Origin of the sequence: Gandjariella thermophila (assembly GCF_005405885.1) — a bacterium.
Taxonomy (GTDB): Bacteria; Actinomycetota; Actinomycetes; order Mycobacteriales; family Pseudonocardiaceae; genus Gandjariella; species Gandjariella thermophila.
Map to the genome: position 1 here is coordinate 19381 of NZ_BJFL01000045.1, position 12579 is coordinate 31959.

Genomic DNA, 12579 nt, shown 5'->3' on the forward strand with positions numbered 1-12579 from the left:
GGCCTTGGACCCGCGGCTACGTTTTTCAACGAATGCTGAAAAAATGCCCCAGGTGAACCCACCTCGACTCACCCTACGGAGGATGCCGTGACGGCCGCGCGGCGGCGGGGGCGGCGCCCGGCCGGCGAGGACACCCGGGCCGCGCTGCTGGAGGCGGCCGGCGCGGTGTTCGCCGAGCAGGGCTACGACGGATCCACGGTACGCGCCATCGCGGCGCGCGCCGGGGTGGACCCGGCCATGGTGAACCACTGGTTCGGCGGCAAGGAGGGCCTGTTCGCCGCCGCCATGGAACTGCCCATCGACCCCGGGCTGGTGGTGGCCAGGGTGCTGGACGGCAGCCGGGAGACGGTGGCCGAGCGGATCGTGCGCACCTTCGTCACGGTGTGGGACGACACCGGCGGCGCGCACTTCGCCGCCCTGGTGCGCAGCGTGTCCAGCCACGAGCTGGCCGCCAGGATGCTGCGCGAGTTCGTCACCAGCGTGCTGTTCGGCCCGGTCGCCGAGCGGCTGCGGGTGGACCAGCCGGACCTGCGCGCCGCGCTGTGCGGGTCGCAGATCGTGGGCCTGGGCATGATTCGGTACGTGGTCCGGCTGGAGCCGCTGGCGTCGGCGGATGTCGACACCGTGGTCGCGGCGATCGGGCCGAACCTGCAGCGCTACCTCACGGGCGACCTCGGGCTACCACCCGATCGGGGCCGCTGACCACCCACTCGGTCGCTTGGTTTCGCCGGCCGGCTGACGACTAATCAGATCAACTACTGGTCGTCCGCGGGCACGGAGGTCGCGTTGACATTCCACATCGGCGAGCGCCCGGTAGGGCCGGACGCCCCGCCCCTGGTCGTCGCCGAGATCGGCATCAACCACGAGGGCGACCCGGCCAAAGCACACCGCATGATCGACGACGCGGCGGACGCCGGCGTGGAGTGCGTGAAGTTCCAGACGCACGTCGTGGCGGACGAGATGATCCCGAACGACGTGGTACCCGGCAACGCCGACGAGCCGATCTACGACATGATGCGACGCTGCGCGCTGCCCGCCGAGGTGGAGGCCGACCTCAAGGCGCACGCCGAGGACCGCGGCATGATCTTCCTGTCCACACCGTTCTCCCGGGCCGCCGCCGACCGGCTGGCTGAGCTGGGCGTCGCCGCGTTCAAGATCGGCTCCGGGGAGTGCAACAACTACCCGCTGGTGGCGCACATCGCGTCCTTCGGTAGGCCGGTGATCCTCTCCACCGGCATGAACGACGTCGCGTCCATCCGGCCGGCGGTGGCGGCGCTGCGTGCCGCCGGCGTGCCGTTCGCGCTGCTGCACTGCACCTCGGTCTACCCCACCCCGCCGGAACTGGTCCGGCTCGGCGCGCTGGCCGAGCTGGCCGAGGCGTTCCCGGACGCGGTGCTCGGCCTGTCCGACCACACCACGTCGATCTACCCGTGCCTGGGCGCGGTGGCGCTCGGCGCGGCGGTACTGGAGCGGCACTTCACCTCCGACCCCAACTGGCCGGGGCCGGACATCCCGGTGTCGTCCACCCCGGAGGAGTTCCGCCGGCTGGTGGAGGGCTCCCGGTTGGTCCACGCCGCGCGCGGTGGCGGCAAGGCCGTGCTGCCCGCCGAGCAGCCCACCATCGACTTCGCCTACGCGTGCGTGGTGACCACCGCGCCGATCGCCGAGGGCGAGTCGCTGACCGCCGCGAACACCTGGGTCAAGCGGCCGGGCACCGGGGAGATCCCGGCGGCGCAGTACCCGGCCGTGCTGGGCCGCCGCGCGGTGCGCCCGCTCGCCGCGGACGTGCAGGTGGGATGGGGGGACCTTGGCCGCGCGTGAGGTGCTGTTCGTCACCGGTACCCGTGCCGACTTCGGCAAGCTGCGCGACATCATGCTGGCCGCCCAGGCCAGCGACCGGCTGTCCGCCCGCGTCGTGGTCACCGGCATGCACCTGCTCCGCCGGTACGGCTACACGGTGCGGGAGATCGAGCTGGCCGGGCTGCGCCGGCTGCACCTGATCCCGAACCAGGTCGAGGGCGAGCCGATGGCGCTGGTGCTGGCCAATACCGTGCAGGCGCTCACCCGGCTGGTGCACGAGGAGCGGCCGGACGCGATCGTGGTGCACGGCGACCGGGTGGAGGCGCTGGCCGGCGCGGTGGTCGGGTCGCTGACCAACGTGCGGGTGGTGCACGTCGAGGGCGGCGAGGTCTCCGGCACCGTCGACGACGCGATCCGGCACTCCGTGTCCAAGCACGCGCACGTGCACCTGGTGGCCAACGACCTGGCACGGCAGCGGCTGCTGCAGATGGGCGAGGAGGCCGACCGGATCTTCGTGGTGGGCAGCCCGGAGATCGACATTCTCACCTCGCCGGACCTGCCCACGCTCGCCGAGGTGCTCGCCCGCTACGACATCCCGTTCGACCGCTACGGCGTGCTGGTGCTGCACCCGGTGACCACCGAGCCGGACGCCAACGGCCGCAACGCCGCCGCGGTGGTGGACGCGGTGCTCGCCGACGCGGGCAACTGGGTCGTCATCGACCCAAACAACGACGAGGGCTGCGTGGCCGTCCGGCAGCAGCTCGACCGGCTGACCGGGCCGCGCTTCCTGCGCCTGCCGTCCATGCGGTTCGAGTACTTCGTCTCGCTGATGCGGCACGCCGAGGTGATGCTGGGCAACTCCTCGGCCGGGGTGCGGGAGGCCCCCGTGCTCGGCACGCCCTCGGTGAACGTGGGCACCCGGCAGCGACGCCGCTCCACCGCGCGCAGCGTGCTCGACGTGGCGCCGGACCGCCGTGCCGTGCTGGACGCGGTGGCCGAGGCGCGGCGGATGCACCGGGCACCGGCCTACCACGGCTTCGGCCAGCCCGGCGCGCGGCAGCGGATCGTCGCCCTGCTGGAGGGTGAGGCGCTCTGGCAGCCCTCGCTGTACAAGAGCTTCGTCGACCGCGCCCTGGACGTGCCGACCGCTCCGGCCGCCCCCGAGCCGGTCGCCTGAACGGTCAGCCGCCGAGCGTGGCGATCGTCCGTCCCGGCTCGTCCAGAAGGGCGCCTGCGGGTGCACCGTGGTTGGGCGAGGCTGCCCGCCCCGCGGGCGGGCTTGAAGTCCGTGAGGATCACGCGCCCGCTGATCGCCGAGCGGGTGCGCCAGCAGAGCGGCGTCGTACCCGGTCCCCGTACCGAATCTCCAGCACCGGATGTCCATCGTGGACGTCGAGCGCCTCCAGCTCTTCCTGACGGGCGAGCGCCCATCCCGGTCGAGCAGTACCGCGGCACCGGCCGGACCTGGACCTACCCGGGTACCCGTAACCCTGGTCGGCGAGGGGGGATCCCGCACGTCAGACGGGCTAACCGAGAAAACGCGGAGCCGCTGACCGGCAGCAGGTCGACCGACTGACCGGGCCGCGGTGACCCGGCAGGTCACCCACCGCGCCGCCGCGCCCGGGATCCTGGCCGAACGCGACATCCGGGGGCACCCGGATCGATAGGATCACGCCGATGGCACGGGAGTACGACGTCCAGTTACTCGAGTCGGTTGCGGTGCGCCGTAACCGGATGCGCGAGTCGCTGCTGTGGGGTCGGGACCGCCGGGAACGCGCGACCATGGACAACGTCAAACGTCTCGGCGTCAGCGTCGTGCTCGCGGCCGTCGCCTGCGCCGGCTGCGTCGGCTGGTCCTTCCTGCAGCACGCGTTGGCCCAGCAGAACCACCAGCAGTCGCCCTTCCCCGTGCCGGCGGTGACCCGATGACCGCCATGACCCCGCCGCCCAGCGCCACGACCGGCCGGCTCACCCGGGTCACCCTGATCGGCCCGCGCCGCCGCATCGACCTGGTGCTGCCGTCCGAGGAGCCGATTGGGACATTGCTCCCCGAGATGGTCGCCATGGTCGGCTACCGTCCCGCCGGGGAACCGCGTGGCTACCAGGTGAGCCGGCTCGACGGGCAGGTGCTGGAACCGGGCAGCAGCCTCCGGAGGGCCGGGGTGGCCGACGGCGCGTTGCTGCGCATCGACCCGCTGACCGAGGCGCCGCCGGCGGCCATCGTGCACGACGTCTCGGACGAGGTGGCCGACGACCTCGCCCGGCGGCGGGGCCGGTGGAACGAGGCCGCGCGGCGATGGACGGCGACCGGCGCGGTGGTCGCGGCGGCCACCCTGGCCACGGTGCTCGCGGCGGCCACGGCGCCACCGGCGGCGCTCGCCGCGGCCGGGCTGCTGGCGCTGCTCGCCGGTGCCGCGCTGGCGGTGCTGGGCCCACGCGCGGTGGGCATCTCGGTGTTGCTGGGCGGGTCCGCGGTGGCGCTGACCGCCGTCCCGTCGCTCACCGCGGCGTGGCCGCAGCGCTGGGCGTGGTGGGCGGTCGGCGTCGGCGTCACGGTAATCACGCTCGGCGTCGCCACCCGGCAGCACCGCGCCGGCCTGCTCGGTGGCGGCACCCTGCTCGCCCTGCTCACCCTGTGGGCCGCGATGCTCGCGCTCGGCCTGCCCCTGGCGCGCACCGCGGCGGTGATGGCGCTGGTGACGGTGGCCGCGCTCGGCGTGCTACCCCGGGTCGCCATGCTGGCCTCCGGGCTGACCCGGCTGGACGACCGGCAGAGCGGCGAGGCTCCGGTCACCCGGCGCGCGGCGGAGTCCGCTGTGGACGCCGCGCACCGCGGTCTCGCGCTGGCCTGCGTGGCCACGGCGGCGTCCGGGGCGCTCGCCGGCTGGGTGCTCGCCTGGGCCGCGACCGGCTGGACGGTCGCCCTCGCCTGCCTGCTCGGGATCGCGGTGCTGCTGCGGCTGCGGGCGTTCCCGCTCACCGTCGAGGTCGTGGGGCTGGTCGCCGCGTCTTTCGTGGTGGCGACCGGGCTGATCGGCCGCTGGGTGGTGGCCGCACCGGCGCAGCGGTGGGGCGGCGTCGCCGCCGCGGCCGGCATCGCCGCGGTGGGCCTGGTGGTGCTCGGCTACCAGCCGGAGTCACACGTCCGGGCCCGGGCACGGCAGTTCGCCGACCGCCTGGAGGGCTTGGCCGTCGTCGCCCTGGTACCGGTCGCCGTCGGCGTGTTCGGCGTGTACTCCCGGCTGCTCGACACGTTCTGATCCGGGGAGCAGATGTCCACTCCACCCACACCGGACCGGAACTGGCCACCACCGGCTCCGGCGCCCGGCGCGCCGTGGCCGGGCGCCTCGGCCCAGCCGCATCCGGGCTACGCCGGCACCCAGCCGCGACCGCCGCGCCCGCCGCACGGCTACCCGGGTCCGGCCCGGCCGTCGCAGCCCTTTCCGGCGCTGCCGGCACCACCCGGGGCAGCCCCGTCCGGCCCGCCCGTGCCCACGGCCTTCGTCGGCCGCGTGGCGCCCGGCGACTCCGTGCTGCGCAAACTGTGGCGGACCGCGAGCCGGGCGCTGTCCAGCAACGCGCCCGCCCGCGAACTCGCCGAGCTGACCGCGGCCGCGCAGATCCCGGTGACCACCGGCCGGCGGATCGCGGTGACCTCGGTGCGCGGCGGCTCCGGCAAGTCCGCGGTCGCGGCGCTGCTGGGCTCGGTGTACGCGGCGCGCCGCGCGGAACCCGTGCTGGCCGCGGACGCCGACCCGGACGGCGGGTCGCTGCCCTGGCGGCTGGGGCTGACCCAGCATCCGACGCTGGCCCAGCTCGCGCCCCAACTGCTCGCCGCCCGCGGCGGTGACCTGCACGGGTTGGACCAGCTGCTGACGCGCACCGGCACCGGCCTGTGGGTGCTGCCCGGCGGCACGGCCGGCCGGCCGGGTCTGGCCCGGGACGTGACCCGGGCGCTGTCCCGACTGTTCGCCGTGTGCGTCACCGACTGCGGCGGGGGCATGGACGCCCCAGCCACGGTGGAGGTGCTGGGCGAGGCGCACGCCGTGGTGGTGGTGTGCCCTGCCACGCCGGACGGGGTGCGCAGCACCTACGGCGCGCTGGCCAGGGTGGGCGCCGGCCAGCCGGCCGCGCTCACCCGTGTCGTGGTGGCGCTCAACACGACCAGTGCCGACGGGCGGGCCGCGCTGCGGGAACGGACCGCGCTGGACGCCTTCCACCGGCTCGACGTGCCAGTGGTGGTCCTGCCGTACGACCGGCACGTCGCCGGCGGCGCCCCGATCGTCCCGTCCCGGATCGGCGAGGCGACGCTGGTCGAGACCACCCGGCTGGCGGCGCACGCCCTGGCCCGCGCCCGGCAGCTCTAGGAGGTTCCCTGATGGGTTTGTCGATCGCGGTCGCGCGCGAACCCGCGGAGGGGAGCGCATGACGACCCGCGTGGTGCACCGGCCGGCCCGCACGGTGCGGCCGCTGACCGCCGAGCAGCCGCTGGTGATGAACCCGCCGCCGGTGCTGCCCGAGGCCAGAACGGCCAGCGGGGTGCAGAGCATGATCCCGCTGGCCGGATCGGCCGCCGCGATGAGCATGATGATGTTCCTGCGTGGCTCGGGCTTCGTCATGCTCGGCGCGGTGATCATGGTCGTGTCGCTGTTCGCGGCCGTGCTGTTCTACTTCACCCAGCGCGGGCAGGCCACCCGCAAGCGGCGGGCGCAGCGTGAACGGTACATGGACTACCTGGAGGACCTGCGCGAGCAACTGCGGGACCACGAGCGTGACTTCCGCCGCCGCGCGGCACACCGCGACCCGCCCGCCGGCCACCTGCTGGACGTGATCGGCGACCCGGCTCGGCTGTGGGAGCGGCGCCGCGCGGACGCCGACTTCCTCCGGGTACGGATCGGTGCGGGCGCGCTGCCGATCCGGGAGATACAGCTCCGTGACGAGGGGACGCTGACCAACCCCACCGACCCCTTCATGCGGCAGGAGGCGCGCTCGCTGCTCCGCCGGTTCGGCCGCACCCCGGGGCTGCCGCTGCGCGCCCGCCTGGACCGGGCCGGCGACGTCAGCGTGATCGGCGCCGACCGGGCCGCCGTGCTCGGCGTCGCCCGCACGATCATCGCGCAGGTCACCGCGTTCCACGCGCCGGACGACGTGAGCCTCGCGGTGGTCGCGCCGCCGGAGCGAGAGACGGACTGGGCGTGGGTGCGGTGGCTGCCACACCTGCTCGACCGCGCCTCGGTCGGCCCGGACGGGCCGACCCCGCTGCTGGTGCCCGACCCGCAGACGCTGGCCGCGCTGCTCGCCAGCGACCTCACCGAGCGGGCCACCGCAGCCGCCAAGTCCTACCGGCACGGCGGCGGAACCGAGGACGCCAGGGTGCGGCGACGGCTGCTGGTGATCGACGACGCGCACGGGCAGGTGGCCCGGCTCCTCCCGGTGCCGGACCAGGCCACTGACCTGCCGAGCCTCGGGATCACGGTGGTGCACCTGCTCGCCGACCGGCTGCACGAGCCGAGCGAGATCTCCAGCCGGATCACCGTGGACGGCACCGCGGTCACCGTCGAGGAGACCACTGCCGCGTCCCCGGCGGAGCTGCACGGCACGATGGACGACCTGCCCAGCGCGCTCGCCGAGGGCCTGGCCCGGAGGCTGGCGCCGCTGCGGCTGTCCCCGGACTCCTACGACGACGGGACGGGCACCCCGCCCGCCGACTTCACCGCGCTGCTCGGGCTGAGTGACCCGACCCGGCTGGACCTGGACCGCCTGTGGCGGCCCCGCGGCGAGCGGGATTTCCTGCGGGTGCCGCTCGGGGTGGACGCGGCCGGCCGGCCCGCGCTGCTGGACCTCAAGGAGTCGGCGCAACTCGGCATGGGGCCGCACGGCCTGTGCGTCGGCGCGACCGGGTCCGGCAAGAGCGAACTGCTGCGCACCCTGGTGCTGGCCCTGGTCACCACGCACCCGCCGGAGCAGCTCGCCATGGTCCTGGTGGACTACAAGGGCGGCGCCACGTTCGCGCCGTTCGCCGACCTGCCGCAGGTGGCCGGGCTGATCACCAACCTGGCCTCGGACGTGTCGCTGGTCGAGCGGATGTACACCAGCCTGGACGGCGAGGTGCAGCGCCGGCAGCAGCTCCTCGCCGACGCCGGCAAGCTCACCGACATCACCGAGTACCACCTGCGCCGCGCCGAGCTCGGCGAGCCCGAGCACCTGCCGCCGCTGCCCCACCTGATGGTGATCATCGACGAGTTCGGGGAGCTGATCACCGCCAAGCCCGACTTCGTCGAGCTGTTCCTGCGCATCGGGCGGATCGGCCGGTCCATCGGCGTGCACCTGCTGCTGTCGAGCCAGCGCATCGAGGCCGGCAAGATGCGCGGCCTGGACACCTACCTGTCCTACCGGATCGGGCTGCGCACACTGTCCGAAATGGAATCCAGGACGGTGCTGGATACGCCGGACGCGTTCCACCTGCCCTCGCTGCCCGGCAACGGCTACCTCAAGGTCGACGTGAGCCTCTACCAGAAGTTCAAGAGCGCCTACGTGTCCGGGCCGCTGCCGAGCGCGGCCGAGGAAGCGGAACCCGCGCCACCCGTGGCGGGCCCCCTGGTCCGGCCGATGCCCCGGTTCGGCCGACCCGCCCCGGCCGAGGACCGCGGTTCCGCCGAGCCACAGGCCACCAGGCGCACCACCGGGCCGACGCTGCTGTCCACCGTGGTCGAGCAGATCGCCTCGGCGGGCGAGCGGGTCCCGCCGATCTGGCTGCCACCGCTGCCCGCCGCGATCACCCTGGACCAGGCCACCGGTGGCTTCGACGTCACCTCCCACGGGGTGCGGCTGCGCGCCGCCGGAGCGGACGCCCCTGGGCTGCGGCTCCCGATCGGGCTGCTGGACGACCCCGCCCGGCAGTGGCAGGGACCGTGGCTGGTCGACCTCTGCGCGGGCGGCGGCAACCTGCTGGTGCTCGGCGGGCCGGGCACCGGGAAGACCACCGCGCTGCGCACCCTGGCGCTGAGCCTGGCCACCACGCACAGCCCCACCGACGTCGGCGTCTACGGTGTCGACCTGCTCGGCAGCGGGCTGCGCGGGCTGTCCGGGCTGCCGCACGTTGGCGGCATCGCCAGCCGGGACGAGCGGGAACGGATCCGGCGCACCATCGACGAGGTGCACGGCATGCTCGCCGAGCGGGAGCGGCTGTTCGCCCGGCACCAGTTGGACACCGCCGAGGACCTGCGCGCCGCCCGAGCCGCGGGCCAGCTGCCGGAACTTGCCTGCACCGAGGTGGTGTTCCTGATCGACGGCTACGGCCAACTCTTCGCCGAGTTCGAAAGCCTGGAGACGAAGGTCCACGACCTGATCGCGCGCGGCGGCCGGTACGGCGTCCACGTGGCCGCCACCGCGCGGCGGTGGAACGAGGTGCGCGCCGCGCAGCAGGTCGCCTTCGCCCAGCGGATCGAGCTGCGGATGACCGAGCCCGGCGAATCCAGCATCGACGGCAAGCTGGCCCGCGGAGTGCCCACCGACACCCCCGGACGGGCGCTGACCACGGACAAGCTGTACGCGCAGGTGGCGCTGCCTCGGTTGGACTCGCTGCCCGACCCGGCCAGCTCCGGGCTGGCGGAGGCCGCCACCCTGGTCCGCGGCGCGTGGACCGGTCCGCTGCCGCCCCCGGTGCGGGTGCTGCCCGCGCTGCTGTCCGCGGACGAACTGGCCACCGGCACCGCCGGAACCGTCCCCTTCGGACTGTTCGAGAGCGACTTCTCCCCCGCCGTGCTCGATCTCTTCGGCCGGGACCAGCACCTGCTGGCACTCGGCGACTCCGGCACCGGCAAGACCAGCCTGCTGCGGCTGCTGGTCGACCGGCTGGTCCGGCAGTACGGGCCGGAGGACCTGGTGTTCGCGGTGTTCGATCCGCGGCACGGGCTCGCCGGCGCGGTGCCCGAGCCGTACCAGGGCGGCTACGCCTCCAACGCGACACTCGCCCAGCAGCTCACCGCCGCGGTCTGCCAGGAACTGGCGAAACGCGACCCGTCCGGTGGCGCTGGGTCGCCGCGCATCGTGCTGGTCATCGACGACTACGACGTGCTGTCCGCATCGGCGACCCAGCCGCTCGCCGAGTTCGTGCCCTACCTGCCTGCCGGCGGCGACCTCGGCCTGCACGTGCTGATGACCCGCCGCGTCATGGGCGCCTCCCGCGGGCTCTACGAGCCGTTCACCCTCGCGGTGCGCGAATCCGGGTGCCTGGGCCTGCTGATGTCCGGTGATCGCACCGAGGGGCAGCTCTTCGCCGGCGTCCGGCCGCTGACCATGCCGACCGGCCGCGCCCAGTACGTCCGGCCCGGTGAGCCTGCCCGCACCGTGCAGATCGCCCACCTGGCGTCGCAGCCCGACTCGGTTCCCGCGAAGGAGGCTCCCTGATGCGTGCGTTATGCCGCGGCGGCCAACGTGACCACGGCGCGCGCCTGGCGACGCGATCGCGGCCGCGCGAACTCGCGGTAAGGAGGGCGTCGTGACCTTCGACATCGTCGCGCTGTGCCGGGAGCAACCCGGCCCGGAGGCCACCATCTCGGCCATGCTCGCCGCCGGCCCCGAGCTGCGGGTGAACACCGTCGAGCACGCCGATCTCGTGCAGCTCTACCACGACGACGGGCGGCTGCTGGTGACCACCGAGGGAGCGCGGCTGGTGCAGGTTCCCGGGGAGGCGCGGCGGCTGCTCGGCATTGACGCCGAGGTGCCGCACCCGGTGTGGTGGGTGGAAAGCCGCGCGCCGGGCCACGACCCGGAGGCCGAGGCCGTGGCCCGGCGCTTCACCCGGGCGCTCCTCGCGAGAACGGGAGGCATGTCGTGGTCGAACCGATGACCTGGCACCCCGCGGCCGACCGGGTCACCGCCGAGGCGGTCATCGTCGAGCAAGACCGCAGCGTCGTGCCGCTGTCCACGTGGCTCGCGGACGCGGCCGTCGCGGCCGGCCGCGCCGAGCGGGTGCTCCAGGTGCTCACCCCCGCACACAGCAGGATCACCTTCCCGCTGGAGCTGATGCTCCGCGACACCGGCGCGGAGTGGGTGGTCCGGGACGGCCCGGAACGCTTCCGGGACGGGCTGGCCGGGTTCGTGATGCGGTGGAACGGCGCCCGGTTCGTCGCCGACGTCCAGGCCCCGACCCCGGACCCGGTCGATCCACCACCCGGGTCCGGGGACCTGGAGGTGCACATCACCACGCTGCACCCGGCCAGCGAGTCGCTGGAACTCGGCGCCGCGGCCGAGGCCGCACTACGCGCCCTGACCGGCGATCCGCCCACCGGATGGGGTGTCGCGGAGCCGGCCACCCAGCCGTGGTCGGCGCGGGAGATCACCGCGTACTGCCGGGACGGTGCCCCGAACCCGGCCCAGCTCGTCGTGGTCGGGTCCGGCGTGGTCGGCCAGCTCGCCGTCGAGCGGGTGGACACCGGCATGCTGGAACGCGTGCGGCTCTCCGGCCCGCCCGCGGGCGCGGTCAGCCAGGACAGCGTGGACGCCCTCGCCGCCGAGATCGTCGGCACGGCTCGGCTGATGATCGTCGCAGCGCATCCCGGCCGGCTACACGGCCTGCGCGCCAACGCACCCACCCTGCCGGCGCTGCCCTACGCCATACTCGTCGGCCACGGCCAGGTCGCCGAGCGCGGCGCCGACCACGCGATGCGCGCACCGGTGGAGCGAGTGCGGCTGCTGGGCACCGGACCCCGGCAAGCCTGCTGGGCCCGCCTCGACGGTGGACCCGGCAGCCCCTACGAGAACCTCGCCACCGTCCTGAACCACTTCGGCATGCCGGACCAGCCGGCGTAACGGCGGGTCCGGCGCTACGGTCGCTCGCCGGGATCGGGCGGCCAGATCTGCCGGCCCGTGGTGAGCGCCGCTGACTGGTACGGCGGCAACTCCTCGCCCTCGGCGACCACCTCCACCGGATAGGTACCGGCGTCGCTCAGGAGCAGCGCCGAGCTGATACCGGGCAGCACGTGCGGCACGTAGGTACCGGCCGCGACCTGGACGAGATAGACCCAGGTTCCCTGGCCGGCGGGGCCAGACCCGGCCGGGTGGCGCCTGGCCCGCAGGACGCGGCGCACGCTGGGCAGCTTCGACACCTCGCCGATTACCACCCGGTCGGTCTCAGTCACGGCCGCCTCGTTCGCGCCGTTCTCGGTGCCGGCGGTGAAGCGATACCTCTGTTCGGGCTGTTCGGTGGAAAGCACCGTGACGTCGTTCAATCGGGCGTCGTTCGGGTCATCGAGCATGTCCCGAAGGGTCCGCACCTCATCCTGGGTGAGGGCCACGTCTTCCAGTTCGAGGGCGCCGAACAGGGTGTCCTCGAGCATGACGAGTTCGCCAGCCCCCAGGTAGGACCACAGCGACTCCAGCGTGCTGTCGGCGAGTCGACCGGCGAGCCTGCGGAGCAGCAGGATGGCCGCGGATTCATACGTTTTCGTCATCGGTGCCCCCCGTGCCGGTCAGCCCGACCATGTCAGGACTCGTGGACCGAAATGACATTGCCCTTCCCGTCAACAACGACCCGGATGTGCTTGCCCTTCTTCTTACCTTCGTATGTCCAGGTCCCGTCCCCACCATGGTCGGGGTGACTATAGAGCGTGTCTCGTTTGGATGTTGCTGGGTAGGCTGCGATGATCTCGCGCCGTGATCGACTCGTTGTCGGAACGGTTGGTGCCCGACGAACTCTGGGCGTTGGTGGAGCCGCTCATCCCACCAGCGAAGGCGCGTCCGCAGGGTGGTGGACGCTCGCGCGCAGACCCCCGTGCG

10 protein-coding genes and 1 pseudogene are annotated in these 12579 nt (G+C 73.8%); 10 read left to right on the plus strand and 1 reads right to left on the minus strand.

All coding sequences use genetic code 11. From position 1 onward, the window contains the following. The first annotated feature begins 87 nt into the window (after positions 1-87). The 9 genes from FFT21_RS25430 to FFT21_RS25470 all read left to right on the plus strand — a co-directional run bounded on the left by FFT21_RS25430 (position 88) and on the right by FFT21_RS25470 (position 11613). Positions 88-702, plus strand: coding sequence for a TetR/AcrR family transcriptional regulator (locus FFT21_RS25430; RefSeq protein ID WP_137816457.1), 615 nt, complete (start codon positions 88-90; stop codon positions 700-702). Positions 703-786: 84 nt separating this feature from the next. Beyond that, positions 787-1821, plus strand: a complete 1035-nt coding sequence (locus FFT21_RS25435; RefSeq protein ID WP_225978752.1) for an N-acetylneuraminate synthase family protein — start codon at positions 787-789, stop codon at positions 1819-1821. Continuing rightward, complete coding sequence (gene neuC, locus FFT21_RS25440) at positions 1808-2977, plus strand: UDP-N-acetylglucosamine 2-epimerase (protein ID WP_137816458.1); 1170 nt, start codon at positions 1808-1810, stop codon at positions 2975-2977. Before FFT21_RS25435 ends, neuC begins: the two co-directional genes overlap by 14 nt. A gap of 500 nt (positions 2978-3477) precedes the next feature. Next, positions 3478-3729, plus strand: a complete 252-nt coding sequence (locus FFT21_RS25445; RefSeq protein WP_137816459.1) for a hypothetical protein — start codon at positions 3478-3480, stop codon at positions 3727-3729. Next, complete coding sequence (eccD, locus tag FFT21_RS25450; RefSeq protein WP_225978753.1) at positions 3726-5060, plus strand: type VII secretion integral membrane protein EccD; 1335 nt, start codon at positions 3726-3728, stop codon at positions 5058-5060. Before FFT21_RS25445 ends, eccD begins: the two co-directional genes overlap by 4 nt. 12 nt (positions 5061-5072) lie before the next feature. Beyond that, the gene (locus FFT21_RS25455; RefSeq protein WP_225978754.1) at positions 5073-6167 is read left to right on the plus strand and encodes a nucleotide-binding protein; all 1095 of its coding nucleotides are present in this window, start codon (positions 5073-5075) and stop codon (positions 6165-6167) included. Positions 6168-6225: 58 nt separating this feature from the next. Further along, on the plus strand, positions 6226-10209 hold the full coding sequence (gene eccCa / locus FFT21_RS25460) for a type VII secretion protein EccCa (RefSeq protein WP_137816460.1): 3984 nt from the start codon (positions 6226-6228) through the stop codon (positions 10207-10209). 91 nt (positions 10210-10300) lie between these two features. Beyond that, entirely contained in the window at positions 10301-10651 is a 351-nt protein-coding gene (locus FFT21_RS25465) for a hypothetical protein (protein WP_137816461.1), read from the plus strand. After that, a complete protein-coding gene (locus tag FFT21_RS25470; protein ID WP_137816462.1) occupies positions 10636-11613 on the plus strand; it encodes a DUF6177 family protein in 978 nt (325 codons plus the stop codon). Before FFT21_RS25465 ends, FFT21_RS25470 begins: the two co-directional genes overlap by 16 nt. 14 nt (positions 11614-11627) lie before the next feature. Here the strand turns inward: FFT21_RS25470 and FFT21_RS25475 are convergent, their stop codons facing one another. After that, a complete protein-coding gene (locus FFT21_RS25475; RefSeq protein ID WP_137816463.1) occupies positions 11628-12254 on the minus strand; it encodes a hypothetical protein in 627 nt (208 codons plus the stop codon). Between the two features lie 202 nt (positions 12255-12456). On the opposite strand from FFT21_RS25475, the pseudogene FFT21_RS25480 reads away from it, so the two are divergent. Continuing rightward, positions 12457-12579, plus strand: a pseudogene (locus FFT21_RS25480) (IS5/IS1182 family transposase); the annotation flags it as partial.